The sequence below is a fragment of the Stenotrophomonas sp. SORGH_AS_0282 genome (assembly GCF_030818125.1).
Classification (GTDB): domain Bacteria; phylum Pseudomonadota; class Gammaproteobacteria; order Xanthomonadales; family Xanthomonadaceae; genus Stenotrophomonas; species Stenotrophomonas rhizophila_A.
In genome coordinates this window covers 4,009,979-4,024,543 of sequence record NZ_JAUTAB010000001.1, presented here as the reverse complement: position 1 = coordinate 4,024,543, position 14,565 = coordinate 4,009,979, and the positions used below count along the sequence as shown (strand labels likewise).

The window sequence follows — 14,565 nt, the reverse complement described above, 5'->3', positions numbered from 1 at the left end:
ATCCGGCATGACGCCCGGGAGTGAACGCAGTCACTTCCCCACACCGATGGCAACCAGTGCGAGCCGGTAGAATGACCGGATGCCTGCCGTGCTGCCCCTGCCCGATCCGCTCCCCCGCGCCCCGCGCACGGACGCGGCCGCGCAGGACAAACTGGCGCGCAGGCTTCGCCGCCAGGTGGGCCAGGCGATCGCCGACTTCGGCATGATCGAGGACGGCGACCGCATCATGGTCTGCCTGTCCGGCGGCAAGGACAGCTACACCCTGCTGGACGTGCTGCTGCAGCTGCAGAAAAAGGCCCCGGTGGCCTTCGAACTGGTGGCGGTGAACCTGGACCAGAAACAGCCGGGCTTCCCCGGACACGTGCTGCCGGAGTACCTGGCCTCGATCGGCGTGGCTTACCAGATCATCGAACAGGACACCTATTCGGTGGTGAGCCGGGTCATTCCCGAAGGCCGCACGATGTGCTCGCTGTGCTCGCGGCTGCGTCGCGGCGCCCTGTACCGGCATGCGGCGGAAAATGGCTTCAGCAAGATCGCACTCGGCCACCACCGCGACGACAGCGTGGCCACGTTCTTCCTCAACCTGTTCTACCACGCCAAGCTCTCCGCGATGCCGCCCAAGCTGCGCAGCGACGATGGCCAGCACGTGGTGATCCGCCCGCTGGCCTATGTCAGCGAGCGCGACATCGCACAGCATGCGCAGGCGCGCGGCTTCCCGATCATTCCGTGCACGCTGTGCGGCAGCCAGGACAACCTGCAGCGCCGCCAGGTGGCGCAGATGCTGCAGCAGTGGGAGGATCAACACCCCGGGCGGATCGACCAGATCGCGCGTGCGCTGGGCAACATCCACCCGTCGCAGCTGGCCGACCCGGCCCTGTTCGATTTCATGGCGCTGGGCCGCACCGCGGTCGCGCCCAGCCCGCCGTCGGCCTGGACCGACGGCACCCCCTGACGTTCCCTTTCACGCCTTCCTATCCGGATTTCCATGTTCTTTCGCAACCTGACCCTGTTCCGCTTCCCGACCGCCACTGATTTCTCTGAAGTCGATACCCTGCTGCCGCAGGTGCTGCTCAAGCCGGTCGGCCCGCTTGAAATGAGTTCACGCGGTTTCATTTCCCCGTTCGGTCGTGAGGAAAAGGCCGTGTTCTCGCACCGCGTCGGTGACGCGCTGTGGCTGACCGTGGGCGGTGAGGACAAGATCCTGCCGGGCGCGGTGGTCAACGACCTGCTGGCCCGCAAGCTGGAAGAGATCGAAGAGAAGGAGGGGCGCAAGCCCGGCGGGCGCGAGCGCAAGCGCCTGAAGGACGACCTGCTGCATGAGCTGATGCCGCGTGCCTTCGTGAAGAGCTCGCGTACTGACGCGCTGATCGACCTGACCCACGGCTACGTGGCGGTGGACTGCTCGAGCAGCAAGAAGGGCGAGAACATGATGTCCGACATCCGTGGCCTGCTCGGCAGCTTCCCGGCCATGCCGCTGAACGCTGAAGTGGCGCCGCGCTCGATCCTGACCGGCTGGATCGCCGGTGAGCCGCTCCCCACCGGGCTGAGCCTGGGCGAAGAGTGCGAGATGAAGGACCCGGCCGAGGGCGGCGCGGTGGTCAAGTGCCAGCACCAGGAACTGCGCTGCGATGAGATCGACAAGCACCTGGACGCCGGCAAGCAGGTGACCAAGCTGGCCCTGGTGTTCGAGGACAACCTGTCCTTCGTGCTGGGCGACGACCTGATCGTGCGCAAGCTGAAGTTCCTGGACGGCGCCCTGGACCAGCTCGAGCACGCCGACGAAGACGGCCGCCGCGCCGAGCTGGATGCCCGTTTCGCCCTGCAGAGCGGCGAAGTGCGCCGCCTGTTCCTGCTGCTGGAAGAGGCCTTCAAGCTGAGCAAAGCCGACTGAGGCACCGGGCGGGGTCCTGCCCCGCCCCTTTACACCCCGCAGTCATATCCCGCGCACCACGGGCGTTATGCTGTACCCATGCCCGGATTCCTCCGCCGCCTGATCTCCCCGGCCGTTGCCCCCACCCTGCAGCGCGACACCGTGCGCCTGCGCCTGGAGGATGCCGAGATCGACGTGCTGCGCGTGCGCGATCCGCGTGCGCGCCGGATCAAGCTCAGCGTGGATGAGCGTGGCGTGCGGCTGACCCTGCCGCCGCGCGCCAGCCTGGTGATGGGCGAACGTTTCCTCGAACAGCACCGCGGTTGGTTGTCCACGCAGCTGCGCAGTTACCAGGCGCAGAACCTGCCCCCGCCGCTGGTGATCGGCGAACCCGGCGTGCTGCCGCTGCGTGGCGAACTGCTGCCATTGCGGTGGGATACCGGGCGCTACGCGCACCTGGAGCTGGACGGCACCGGCGTGTGCATGCACCTGCCGGCCCGCGGTACCGATGCCACGGTGAAGCGCGCGCTGCGCGAGTTCTACGAAGCGCAGACCCGCGCCGATGTCGGCCAGTGGCTGCCGCGCTACCTGCCCAGCCTGCCGCGCGCACCAGCGCGCCTGCGGCTGAAGGTGATGTCCTCGCAATGGGGCTCGCTGGCCCCCGACGGCAGCATGGCGTTGGACCTGGCGCTGGTGCTGGGGCGGCCGTCGGCGTTCGAGTACGTGCTGGTGCATGAGCTCTGCCATCTGATCCAGGCCAATCATTCGCCTGCGTTCTGGGACGAAGTGGAACAGCGCTTCCCGGCGTGGCGTGAGGAACGGGACTACTTCCAACTGGAAGGGCGGCGGCTCAAGGCGATGCTGCGGCAGCTGCTTTGAATACGCTTTCTGCGTGGCTGCTTTCGACCTTGTTGCATGGGATCGCTGCGTGAGGCGCGCGAATCTGGCGGCTTCTGCCGCCACCCGGAATGCCCATGTCGACGATGGCCGCGGTTGCCTTCGATGTGCTCACCAATGTGCTGGCTGCCGCCGTGCTGGGCACGGCGGCGATGCTGCGTGCGCGCGTACCGGATGTGTCCGGGGTGTGGACGCTGACCCGTTACGGCCAGGGACCTGAACGCCACGCCGAGGCCGTGTACCTGGTGATGCTGTCGCAGAACGGGGTGCGCGTGGAAGGCGTGGCCGAGTGCGTGCAGTGCCGCGTTGGAAACGGACCGTTACGGTTGCTGCCCGGCCGCGAACGGCCACGGGTGGAAGTCAGTGGTGGGCTGTACGGCAGCGTGTTCCATCGCAAGCGCTTCCGCCTGCTGTTCCGCGAAAGCGCACGGCGCCAGGGCAGCATCGCCACCCACGGGATGGACCGCCGTGAAAGCGATGACCACTGGCACGGCAGCTACATCCTCAGTGCCGGCGGCCGCAGTGGCGACAGTGAGTGGCGACGGGGGCAGGGCGCGCATGATTTCGCCGTGGCCAGCGATGCATACCCACTCCGTGATCAGGGCGATGCGCGTGCGCGCAGCGTGGCCGCCTGCGCCCAGCGTGCGGCCACGCGCGGGGCGGTGATGCACACCGCCTGATCGGTCACGGTGGTGACCGCGCGCTCCAGCAGCTGGATATCGGCTTCGTGCTGGCGCGCCACGTGCGGGTCTTCGAAGAAGATCGCGCGCTGGCAGCGGCCTTCCAGCACCTGGTCGGCGATCTGCGCGTCGCCGCCCATCGGGCCGCTCTGGTAGCGGGTCACCCACTCCTGGTCCCTGGCCCAGCCCCGGCTCCAGGCCAGTTCATTCAGGCGCTGGCCGGTGGTACCGGTGCCCACGCGGCTGCGGAAGCGCGAGAGCAGCGCGAAGTGCTCGTCGGCGAAGGCCAGCATGGCCGGCTTCATCGCATCGTGCGCGATCAGCGCCAGCGTGTGCTGCTCAAATGCATGCAGGTCCTCGGCGCCGGGATCGGCGGCCAGGCCGGCGTGCACGCGTTCCACCTCGATCCAGTCGCGCGCGGTGGCCACGGTGGAGATGAAGGGCTTGCCGTGGATCACGCACTGGCGCTTGAGTGCGGTGGCTTCGGGGAACACCGAGGACGGGTCGACCGGGTCCATCAGGTAGATCGCGCCGTCGAGGGTGCGCTCGGGCGTGCCCATGCCCACCACCTCGGCGACCAGCTTCATCAGGCCGCCCTCGCGGCCGTTCGGGTAGCGGCGCAGGGTGGCGAAATCGGGCAGGAAGCCCAGCCGCTGGATGGCGTCATAGGTGCGGCCGACCGCATGCAGCTCCACGCCCAGCTCGCGCAGCCCGGTGTCGCTGGCGCGCAGCCAGCGGAACAGTGCAGCGTGCTTGTCGTGGTGGTGCAGCCGATTGGCGGCCAGGCCGATGCGCATGGGAATCATCCGGGAGAGTGGGGCATCCGCGACATTACCAGCCCTTCACGACAATTCGTAAAAGTTGCATAGCCGCATACCGGGGCCATAACCGACATTGGCCGCCATCAGCCGGTCAATCAGGACAAGCCCCCATGCCTCTCTCCGCTCCCCGCAACGCGCCGTCGGTGCAGACGCTGGCCCACGACCGTGGCGCCCGTATCCGCGCGCTGGGTCGCCTGCTGCGCCATGCGGCCCACGGCGATGCCGACGTCCTGCTGGTCGGGCTGGCGCGCATGCTGGATGCGCATATCGAATGCGACCACGCCGACGACGCGGGCAATGCCCGCATCCGCGACCAGCTGGATGAGATCCAGCTGTTGTTGGCCTTGGAAATCGAGCGCGCCGGGGTACGGGCCGCCGCTTGAATCCAGCACCGCGTGGGCCGGCCAACGGCCGGCGCCAGCGTGCCCGGTGACCGCTGTCAGGCGGTGATCAGCGCCACGATTGCCGCCGCCGCATCGCGGCCTTCGGCCACGGCGGTCACCACCAGGTCCGCACCGCGCACCGCGTCGCCACCGGCGAACAGGCGCGGGTGGGCGGTCTGGAACGGCAGCCGGCCCTGGCCGCCGGCCAGGATGCGGCCGTTGTTGCCCGCCTCCACGCCCTGCGCGGTCAGCCATGCCGGCGCGGTCGGCGAGAAGCCGAACGCGATGATCACCACGTCCGCTTCCAGCAGCGATTCGCTGCCCTCGATCGGCACCGCATTGCGCCGGCCCTGTGCATCGGGCTCGCCCAGGTGGGTTTCCACCACGGTCACGCCGATCGCCTCGTCATCGGCACCGGCCTCGATCGACAGCGGCTGGCGGTTGAACAGGAAGCGCACGCCTTCTTCGCGGGCGTTGGCCACTTCGCGGGCCGAGCCCGGCATGCTGGCCTCGTCGCGGCGGTACGCGCAGGTGACCCGGGCCGCGCCCAGGCGCACCGCGCTGCGCACGCAGTCCATGCCGGTATCGCCGCCACCCAGCACCACCACGCGCTTGCCCTCCAGGTCGGGCAGGGCAAGCGTGTCTTCCCAGCCGGCAATCGGCCGGCCGTGGGCATCGCTGCCGCTGACGATGCGGCTGTTCTGCACCAGGAACGGCAGCGCCGGCAGCACGTTCTTCAGGTCCTGTCCGGGCAGCCCGCCATCGGTGTAGCGGTAGGCACCGGTGCCGACGAACACCGCGTCGTAGTCGGCCAGCAGCGTTTCCAGGGTCACGTCGCGGCCGATCTCCACGCCCAGCCGGAACTGCACGCCCATGCCTTCCAGCACGTTGCGGCGGCGGCTGATCACCGACTTGTCCAGCTTGAAGCTGGGAATGCCGAACTGCAGCAGTCCCCCGATCTGCTCGTAGCGGTCGTACACCACCGCCTGCACGCCGGCATGCGCCAGGCGGTCGGCACAGGCCAGGCCGGCCGGGCCGGCGCCGATCACCGCCACGCGCTTGCCGGTGCTTTCCACCGCCGCCATGTCCGGCCGCCAGCCGGTGGCCAGTGCGGTATCCACGATGTACTTCTCCACCGCGCCGATGGTGACCGCGCCGAATTCCTCCAGCGTGCAGCTGCCTTCGCACAGGCGGTCCTGCGGGCACACCCGGCCGCACACTTCCGGCAGCGGGTTGGTGGAATGGCACAGCGTGGCGGCTTCGTGGATGCGGTTTTCCTGCACCAGCTGCAGCCACTGCGGAATGGCGTTGTGCACCGGGCACTTCCAGCTGCAGTAGGGGTTGCCGCAGTCCAGGCAGCGACCGGCCTGGTACTGGGCATCTTCCTTGCCGAATTTTCCGTACAGCTCACCCCAGTCGCCGGAGGTGCGCAGCTCCACCGGAATGCGCTGTGGCATGGTCCGGGGCAGGTCGAGAAACTGGAAGGCGTGCTTGCGGCTCATAGGGGAATCCAGGAAATCAGGCGGCGCGGCGCAGCGATTCGGTCAGCGATTCAATGCTGGCGGCCTTGGGTTTGACCAGCCAGAACTTGCCCACGTAATCGCGGAACTCGTCCAGGATCTGCTGGGCCCAGATGCTGCCGGTGAGCTCGCGGTGGCGGCTGATCAGCGTGTGCAGGTGCTGGCGGTGGTTCTCGAAGCCTTCGGCCGAAATGCGGTGGATGTCGATCAGTTCGTGGTTGTAGCGGTCCACGAAGTCGCGGTCGATATCCAGCACGTAGGCCAGGCCGCCGGTGAAGCCGGCACCGAAGTTCAGGCCCACCTTGCCCAGCACCAGTACGATGCCGTCGGTCATGTACTCGCAGCAGTGGTCGCCGGCGCCTTCGATGACCGCCAGCGCGCCGGAGTTGCGCACGCCGAAGCGTTCGCCCGCGCGGCCGGCGGCGAACAGCTCACCGCCAGTGGCGCCGTACAGGCAGGTGTTGCCGATGATGGCGGTGTTGCGCGCTTCGAAGCGTGCGCCGCGCGGCGGGCGTACCACCAGGCGGCCACCGGCCATGCCCTTGCCCACGTAATCGTTGGCTTCGCCTTCCACTTCCAGCTGCAGGCCGCCCACGTTGAACGCGCCGAAGCTCTGCCCGGCGGTGCCACGGAAGCGCAGGGTCAGCGGCGCATCGCTCATGCCCTGGTTGCCATGCGCGCGCGCGATGGCGCCCGACAGCCGGGTGCCGATGGAGCGGTCGGTGTTGTGGATCAGGAAGCGGTGTTCGCCGCCCAGCTTGCCGGCAATGGCCGGGGCCAGCAGGCCATCCATCTGCGTGGCCAGGCTGTCCGGCGATTCGTACAGGCGCTGCGCGGCGCAGTGGCTGCCGCCGTACTGGGCCGGGTTGAGCAGGCGCGACAGGTCCACCTTGACGCCCGGGCGCGGGGCGACGTCCAGCTGCTGCAGCAGGTCGGTGCGGCCCACGATCTCGTCCAGCGAGCGCACGCCCAGGTAGGACAGCCAGCCGCGCACTTCCTCGGCCAGCAGCCGGAAGAAGTTCTCCACGCGCTCGGGCAGGCCGGTGAAGTACTGCGCGCGCAGGCGCTCATCCTGGGTGGCCACGCCGGTGGCGCAGTTGTTGAGGTGGCAGATGCGCAGGTACTTGCAGCCCAGCACGATCATCGGCGCGGTGCCGAAGCCGAAGCTGTCCGCGCCCAGCAGCGCGGCCTTGATCACGTCCAGCCCGGTCTTCAGGCCGCCATCGGTCTGCAGCAGGGTGCGCCCGCGCAGGTCATTGGCCACCAGCGCCTGGTGCGATTCGGCCACGCCCAGTTCCCACGGCACGCCGGCGTAGCGGATCGAGCTGACCGGGCTGGCACCGGTGCCGCCATCATGGCCGGACACGGTGATCAGGTCCGCACCGGCCTTCACCACGCCGGCGGCGATGGTGCCCACGCCGGCATGCGAGACCAGCTTCACCGACACCAGTGCATCGGGATTGACCTGCTTGAGGTCGTAGATGAGCTGGGCCAGGTCTTCGATCGAATAGATGTCGTGGTGCGGCGGCGGCGAGATCAGGCCAATGCCCGGCTTGGCATAACGCAGCCGCGCGATCAGTTCGTTGACCTTGTGCCCGGGCAGCTGCCCGCCTTCGCCGGGCTTGGCGCCCTGGGCCACCTTGATCTGCAGTACTTCGGCATTCACCAGGTATTCGGCGGTGACGCCGAAGCGGCCCGAGGCCACCTGCTTGATCTTGCTGCGCTTGTTGGTGCCATAGCGCACCGGGTCTTCGCCGCCTTCGCCGGAGTTGCTGCGCCCACCCAGCCGGTTCATGGCGATGGCCAGCGCTTCATGCGCTTCGGGCGACAACGCACCCAGGCTGATCGCGGCGGTGTCGAAGCGGCGGAACAGGTCTTCGGCCGGCGCCACCTCGTCCAGCGGGGTCGGCGTGGGGGCGGCCTTGAGCTGCAGCAGGTCGCGCAGCGCCGACACCGGCCGGCCATGCACCGCCTCGCAGTAGCGCTGCCAGTCGGCGGCATCCCCGCTGCGCGCGGCGCGCTGCAGGGTCATGACCACGTCGGGGTTGTACATGTGGTATTCGCCACCGTGCACGTACTTGAGCACGCCGCCCACCTCCGGGCGCAGCAGGTCGTTCCAGGCGCGCACGGTAAGCTCGCGCGCCTCGTCGTCCAGCCGCGCGAAGCCCACGCCGGCCACGCGCGAGGGCGTTTCCGGGAAGCACAGGTCGACCACTTCGTCGTCCAGGCCGACGATCTCGAACAGCTGCGCGCCGCGGTAACTGGCCACGGTACAGATGCCCATCTTGGAGATGATCTTGGACAGGCCCTTGTAGATGCCCTTGCGATAGCTGCGACCGATCTGCGACTGCTCGCCGCCCTTCTTCAGCTGCAGGATGCCGCGCCGGCCCAGGTCGAACAGGGTCTGGTAGGCCAGGTACGGGTACACCGCCGTGGCGCCGAAGCCGAGCAGGCAGGCCATGTGGTGCGGGTCGCGCGCGGTGCCGGTTTCCAGGATCAGGTTGACGTCGCAGCGCAGCCCGGCGTTGGACAGGTGGTGGTGCACCGCACTGGTGGCCAGCAGCGCATGCACCATCGGCCGGTCGGCCACCGGGTAGCGGTCGCTGAGCAGCAGCATGACGATGCCTTCGCGCGCGGCCGCTTCGGCTTCGGCGCAGATGCGCTCGATGCCGGCCTTCAGCCCTTCGTCCAGGCTGTAGGAGAGGTCGATGAGCCGGTTGCGGTCCACGTACTGCGGCATCTTGATCAGCTGGCGCAGCTTGCGCTGGCTGAGCACCGGCGAATTGAGGATGACGTGGTTCACCGTCTCCGCGCCGGCATGGAAGATGTTGGTCTCCTTGCCGAGCTGGGTGGTGAGCGACATCACGCAGTCTTCCCGCAACGGATCGATCGGCGGGTTGGTGACCTGTGCGAAGGCCTGGCGGAAGTAATCGTAGAGCGGCCGGCTCTGCTGGCTGAGCACGGCCATCGGGGTGTCATCGCCCATCGAGCCGGTGGCTTCCTGCTCGGTCTCGGCCAGTGGGCGCAGGATCTGCTCCACTTCCTCGGTGCTGAGCTGGAACAGCTTGTGGTAACTGCGCAGGGTGCGTTCGTCGAACGGTTCTTCCACCAGCGACGGGTCGATCAGTTCGGTCTGCAGGTAGGTCACGCCCTGCTGCAGCCATTGCTTGTACGGCGCGCGGCCACGGTTGATGCGGTCGATGGCATCCGAATCCAGCAGGTCGCCGCGCTTGAGGTCGATGGCCATCATCTCGCCCGGACCCAGCTTGCCCTTGCGCACCACGCGTTCGGCCGGCACTTCCCACACGCCCGCTTCGGACGCCACCAGGAAGTGGCGGTCGGAGGTGAGCATCCAGCGCGCGGGGCGCAGCCCGTTGCGGTCCAACGTGCAGGCGGCATAGCGGCCATCGCAGGCGACAATGCCGGCCGGGCCGTCCCACGGTTCGCTGTTGAGGCCGTAGAACTCGTAGAACGCAGCCAGGTCGGCGTCCTTGAACTCCAGTGACTGGGTCGCTGGCGGCACCAGGATGCGCAGCGCCTGGATCAGTTCCATGCCGGCGCTGACCATCAGCTCCAGCATGTTGTCCAGGCTCTGCGAATCCGAGCCGTGCATGGAGATCACCGGGTTGAATTCGCCGATGTCGAAGCGCGGGGTCTTCCACACCTTGCTGCGCGCCTGCGCCCAGCGCCGGTTGCCTTCGATGGTGTTGATCTCGCCGTTATGGGCGAGCATGCGGAACGGGTGCGCCAGCGGCCAGCGCGGCAGCGTGTTGGTGGAAAAACGCTGGTGGAAGACGATGGCGCTGGAGGCCAGGTCGTTGCGCTGCAGGTCCGGGTAGAACCGGCTCAGCTTGTCCGGCAGCACCATGCCCTTGTAGCTGATCGCGTTGGGGCTGAGCGTGGTGACGTAATAATCGGCATGTTCGCGCAGCTGCTGTTCGCTGCGGCGGCGGGCCAGGAACAGCGCCAGGGTGAAGGCGGCTTCGTCCTGGCCATGGCCGGCATCGACGAATACCTGTTCGATGTGGGGCAGGGTATCGCGGGCCAGCTGGCCGCACACGCTCGGATCGGTCGGCACCACGCGCCAGCCAAGCGGCTGGCAGCCGGCGTCGCGCAGTTGCTGTTCGAGGGTGTCGCGGCAGGCCTGGGCGGCGGCATCGTCGTGCGGCAGGAACACCACGCCGGCCGCATGCAGTTTCCCGAGGACGATGCCGGCTTCGGCGGCCAGTGCCTGCAGGAACGCTTCGGGGCGGCGCAGCAACAGGCCGCAGCCGTCACCGGTGACACCGTCTGCGGCAACACCGCCGCGGTGGGTCATGCGCGACAGCGCCGCAATCGCGGTGTCGACCAGCAGCCGTGACGGCTGGTCATCCAGTTGCGCCACCATGCCGAAACCACAGGCATCGCGTTCGTCTTGTGGGTCGTAAAGCCCTTGGCGGTTGCGGGGGGCCATCTCTGCCTCAATGTCGGGTGAGCGGCGACACTCGTCCCCGCTCAATCCGTTGAGCGCATCTGGAGGCACCGGATGCTTCGACTAGATCACAGTTGCTGCAACGCCGCAATACACGGTTGCACGCGCAACCAAACCCCTCGAAAACCCGCTTCCGGTACCCCCAATTCAGCCGCAGCGCAGGCCGGTGACCACGCCCTTTTCGTCGACTTCAATGTTCAGCCGCTCGCCGACGAATTCCATGGTGGTCATGTCGTCCGGCTTGAGCACGCGCAGCTGGCGCGCGCTGGCATCCTGCTGCGCCTGCGCACCGATGGCATCGCTGTAGGGCTGGCCGACCAGGCTCTGCACCTGGTTGGCATCGCAGTTGCCGACCGGCGGTGCCTCGGTGGCCTTGGCCGTGGTGTCGGCGGGCGCCGCAGCGACTTCTTCGGCGGCCTTCTGCGCGTGGGTACCCGCTGCTTCCTGTTCGTCCATCGGCGGGGCCTTGCAGGCGCCCAGCAACAGCAGGGTGGGGACCAGGGTGGCAGCCAGGATCGTGGGGCCAAACGGGCGGCGGAAGGAGAAGGACGACATCGAGACTCCGGAGTTCCAGGCGGTAAACCGTGGAGCATATCGTCAAGGCGGGTGTGAGGTGTTTGTGTTGCGTTATTGACGCGGCGCCGTCGCGCCACCCACCACACTGCAGGCCCGTTCCGTCGCCCTGCTTCCATGCCCGCACGCCTTGCCACCCCCGAAGCCACCGCAGCCCGCGACGCCGGCCTGCGCTATGTCACCGACGAGCTGCCCGGCATCGCCCGCCGCCGCGCCGGCAAGGGCTTCAGCTACCGCGACGCCGACGGGCACGCGGTCCGCGACGCTGCCACCCTGGCCCGGATCCGCTCGCTGGCGATCCCCCCCGCATACACCGATGTGTGGATCTGCGCGCTGGCCAACGGCCACCTGCAGGCGACCGGGCGCGATGCCCGCCGGCGCAAGCAGTACCGCTACCACCCGGACTGGGCGCGGGTGCGCGGCGACGGCAAGTTCGACCGGGTCATCGCCTTCGGCGAGGCGCTTCCGGCGCTGCGCCGCCGCCTGCGCCGCGATCTCAAGCTGCCCGGCTTCCCGCAGGACAAGGTGCTGGCGATCGTGGTCGCGCTGCTGGCCGAAACCCTGGTCCGCGTGGGTAACCCCGAGTATGCCCGCGACAACCGCTCCTACGGCCTGACCACCCTGCGCAACCGCCACCTCGAACTGGTCAAGGGCGGGCGTGCGCGCATGCGCTTCCGTGGCAAGTCGGGCCAGCAGCATGAGGTGGACATCGACGACACGCGGCTGGTGGGCCTGATCAAGGGCTGCCAGCAGCTGCCGGGGCAGGCCCTGTTCCAGTACCGGGATGATGACGGCGCGCTGCAGCCGGTCGATTCGGGCCAGGTCAACGCCTACCTGCGCGATGCGATGGGCACCGATTTCAGCGCCAAGGACTTCCGCACCTGGGGTGGCACGGTGGCCGCCCTGCGCCATTTCGCTGCAACGGCGCTGCCGGAGACGTCCAGCGAGCGCGCGCCGGCCGCGCTGCAGAAGGAAGTGGTGTGCGAGGTGGCCACGCTGCTGGGCAACACCCCCTCGGTGTGCCGCAAGGCCTACATCGATCCCAGCGTGTTCGACGGCTGGCGCAGCGGGTCGCTGGCGCGGTTGGCCGGCCTGCGCGGCGAGCGGCAATGGGAGCAGGCGACGCTGAAGTTCCTGCGCAGCGCGCGGCGCACGGTGAAGAAGGCCAAGGCCGGGACAGCGCGCTGAGGGCGCGATCCCGGCCAGGACATCAGCCGCAGTAGATGGCGGTGATGTTGTTGGTGCGGCCGGTCTCGATGGTCAGGCGTTCGCCACCGCTCTCCGCGCCCGGGCTGGGGTTGGCCGCGCCGCTGGCGGTGGGGCCACTTTCGGTGCGCTGGCCACGCAGCACGTTCACCTGCAGGCTGTCGCTGTCCACGCGGGCGCGCTCGATGGTGGCGGCCGACGCGGCCAGGCCCACGGCGCCACGCACCTTGTCGACATGGCACTGGCCGGAGATGACGCCGTCGATCGGCTGCACCTGCGCCACCGGCGTGCTGCTGCAGGCGGAGAGAAGGGTCACGGCGGCAACGGCAAGCAGGGGACGAAACATGGGGCGGCTCCAACGGGGATTCTGGTGCCCACGATGCCGCTGGGTGCGTATGCGGCGGATGAAGCCGTACACGTCATGGCGACATGCCATTCACCGTATGCGACCGGCCCGGCGGCCACACTGCCCTTGCCTCGCCCTCCACCCGCATCGAGGCAAATGCTACGAAGGAGTTGACCATGGCCACGGCCAAGAAAACCCGTAAACGTACGACCCCCGCCGCGACCTCCGCCGAGCCCAAGGCAACGCGCACGCGCACCCCGGTGGTGAAGACCGCCACCCGCAAAGCCGCCGCCACCGATCCGCGCGCCGCGCGCGTGGCCGCCCGCCAGCGCCGCCTGCAGGACCAGGAAAAGGCCAAGGACGCGCGCGCCGCGGCGAAGAAGGCCAGCAAGAAAGCCCCGAAGAAGGCCACCCAGGCCGGCAGCCGCAAGCAGCCTGAAACCATGCCGGCGCAGCACATCGCCAAGCCCGGCAACGAACACGAACTGGATCTGGCCCCGCGCTTCCTGGCGCCGGATTACGTCGGCAGCGGCAAGCTCAAGGGCAAGCGCGCCATCATCACCGGCGCCGATTCCGGCATCGGCCGCGCGGTGGCCGTGCTGTTCGCCCGCGAAGGCGCCGACGTGGCGGTGCTGCACTTGGACGAAGCCGAGGATGCCGAGGTCACCCGCCAGCATGTGGAAGCCGAAGGCACCCGCTGCGTGGTGATCGCCGGTGACGTGCGCGATCCCAAGTTCTGCAACAAGGCCGTCAAGCAGGTAGCCAAGGCGTTCGGCGGCATCGACATCCTGGTCAATAATGCCGCGTTCCAGCTCCACTGCGAACGCCTGGAAGACCTGGAAGACGAACACCTGCAGGAAACCCTGCAGACCAACATCGGCGGCTACATCCAGATGGCGCGTGCGGTACTGCCGCACCTGGAAGAGGGCGACTGCATCATCAACACCGGTTCGGAAACCGGGTTGTTCGGCAGCAAGGCGCTGATCGACTATTCGTCCACCAAGGGCGCCATCCATGCATTCACCAAGGCGCTGGCCAGCCAGCTGCTGCCGCGCGGCATCCGCGTCAACGCGGTCGCCCCCGGCCCGGTGTGGACCCCGCTCAACCCGGCCGACAAGCAGGCGCCGGACGTCGCCGAATTTGGCAAGGGCAGCGACATGGGCCGGCCGGCACAGCCGGAGGAACTGTCGCCGGCGTATGTGTTCCTGGCCTCGCCGATCACCGCCAGCTACATCAGCGGGGTGATCCTGCCGGTGATGGGCGGCCCGAAGGGATAAAGGCCAGGCCGAAGGGGACGACATGCGACGCGGCGGCTTCCGCATTACCGTTCGTCGGCTGCGACCGTCCGGCACTTGACGACACGTGTAGTCACTGGCACCGTCGCTACACGTGTAGTCAACGGAGTGTGCCATGCGCGGCAAGACCATCGGGGACCAGGAACTGGCCCTGCTGCAGTACATAGCGGAACAGGACGACGCCAGCGTCGGCGAAGTGGCGGCCGGCTTCGGCGAGGAGCGTGGCCTGGCCCGCTCTACCGTGCTGACCATGATGGAGCGCCTGCGTGGCAAGGCGTATCTCCAGCGCCAGCAGGTCGAGGGCGTGTACCGCTACTCCGCCACCGGCGAACAGGACAGCGTGGTGCAGGGCGCGGTGGCGAGCTTCGTGGAGAAGACGCTGCAGGGCTCGGTGTCGCCCTTCGTCGCCTTCATGTCGCACAAGGCCGAGGTCAGCGACAGCGAACTGGCCGAACTTGAAGCGCTGGTCGCACAGCTGCAATCACGCAAGCGGGAGGGCTGAG

At 68.4% G+C, this 14,565-nt stretch carries 12 protein-coding genes and 1 pseudogene; 8 read left to right on the top strand and 5 right to left on the bottom strand.

The window, feature by feature from the left end; all coding sequences use genetic code 11:
- Positions 1-79 precede the first annotated feature (79 nt).
- The 4 genes from ttcA to QE395_RS18185 all read left to right on the top strand — a co-directional run bounded on the left by ttcA (position 80) and on the right by QE395_RS18185 (position 3,447).
- Positions 80-952, top strand: a complete 873-nt coding sequence (gene ttcA, locus QE395_RS18200) for a tRNA 2-thiocytidine(32) synthetase TtcA (protein WP_095362437.1) — start codon at positions 80-82, stop codon at positions 950-952.
- A gap of 33 nt (positions 953-985) precedes the next feature.
- Positions 986-1,891 (top strand): recombination-associated protein RdgC, encoded by a 906-nt coding sequence (locus tag QE395_RS18195; RefSeq protein ID WP_068848158.1) that lies wholly within the window; start codon positions 986-988, stop codon positions 1,889-1,891.
- A gap of 78 nt (positions 1,892-1,969) precedes the next feature.
- Positions 1,970-2,749 carry a SprT family zinc-dependent metalloprotease gene (locus tag QE395_RS18190; protein ID WP_068848160.1) on the top strand — a complete coding sequence of 260 codons (780 nt, stop codon included), beginning with the start codon at positions 1,970-1,972 and terminating at the stop codon, positions 2,747-2,749.
- A 95-nt stretch (positions 2,750-2,844) separates the two neighbouring features.
- Positions 2,845-3,447 (top strand): hypothetical protein, encoded by a 603-nt coding sequence (locus tag QE395_RS18185; protein ID WP_095362438.1) that lies wholly within the window; start codon positions 2,845-2,847, stop codon positions 3,445-3,447.
- On the opposite strand, the gene QE395_RS18180 is transcribed toward QE395_RS18185, so the two are convergent.
- Positions 3,366-4,244, bottom strand: a complete 879-nt coding sequence (locus tag QE395_RS18180; RefSeq protein WP_095362634.1) for a methylglyoxal synthase — start codon at positions 4,242-4,244, stop codon at positions 3,366-3,368. The genes QE395_RS18185 and QE395_RS18180 overlap by 82 nt on opposite strands.
- A gap of 134 nt (positions 4,245-4,378) precedes the next feature.
- Between QE395_RS18180 and QE395_RS18175 the strand changes: the two genes are divergently transcribed.
- Positions 4,379-4,651, top strand: a complete 273-nt coding sequence (locus QE395_RS18175) for a hypothetical protein (protein WP_095362439.1) — start codon at positions 4,379-4,381, stop codon at positions 4,649-4,651.
- Positions 4,652-4,707: 56 nt separating this feature from the next.
- Here QE395_RS18175 and QE395_RS18170 read toward each other — a convergent pair whose 3' ends face one another.
- The 3 genes from QE395_RS18170 to QE395_RS18160 all read right to left on the bottom strand — a co-directional run bounded on the left by QE395_RS18170 (position 4,708) and on the right by QE395_RS18160 (position 11,197).
- Positions 4,708-6,153, bottom strand: coding sequence for an FAD-dependent oxidoreductase (locus QE395_RS18170; protein WP_095362440.1), 1,446 nt, complete (start codon positions 6,151-6,153; stop codon positions 4,708-4,710).
- Positions 6,154-6,169: 16 nt separating this feature from the next.
- Entirely contained in the window at positions 6,170-10,624 is a 4,455-nt protein-coding gene (gene gltB / locus QE395_RS18165; protein ID WP_217537848.1) for a glutamate synthase large subunit, read from the bottom strand.
- A 165-nt stretch (positions 10,625-10,789) separates the two neighbouring features.
- Positions 10,790-11,197 carry an I78 family peptidase inhibitor gene (locus QE395_RS18160; RefSeq protein WP_306990247.1) on the bottom strand — a complete coding sequence of 136 codons (408 nt, stop codon included), beginning with the start codon at positions 11,195-11,197 and terminating at the stop codon, positions 10,790-10,792.
- Positions 11,198-11,368: 171 nt separating this feature from the next.
- Here QE395_RS18160 and QE395_RS18155 point away from each other — a divergent pair.
- Positions 11,369-12,403 (top strand): annotated as a pseudogene (locus QE395_RS18155) (DNA topoisomerase IB); the annotation flags it as partial.
- Positions 12,404-12,425: 22 nt separating this feature from the next.
- Here QE395_RS18155 and QE395_RS18150 read toward each other — a convergent pair.
- A complete protein-coding gene (locus QE395_RS18150) occupies positions 12,426-12,767 on the bottom strand; it encodes a hypothetical protein (RefSeq protein ID WP_093535333.1) in 342 nt (113 codons plus the stop codon).
- A gap of 176 nt (positions 12,768-12,943) precedes the next feature.
- Here QE395_RS18150 and QE395_RS18145 point away from each other — a divergent pair, with 176 nt between their 5' ends.
- Together QE395_RS18145 and QE395_RS18140 are read left to right on the top strand one after the other, a co-directional pair.
- The gene (locus QE395_RS18145) at positions 12,944-14,044 is read left to right on the top strand and encodes an SDR family oxidoreductase (protein WP_306990243.1); all 1,101 of its coding nucleotides are present in this window, start codon (positions 12,944-12,946) and stop codon (positions 14,042-14,044) included.
- A 133-nt stretch (positions 14,045-14,177) separates the two neighbouring features.
- Entirely contained in the window at positions 14,178-14,564 is a 387-nt protein-coding gene (locus tag QE395_RS18140) for a BlaI/MecI/CopY family transcriptional regulator (RefSeq protein WP_093535329.1), read from the top strand.
- Position 14,565: the final 1 nt, after the last annotated feature.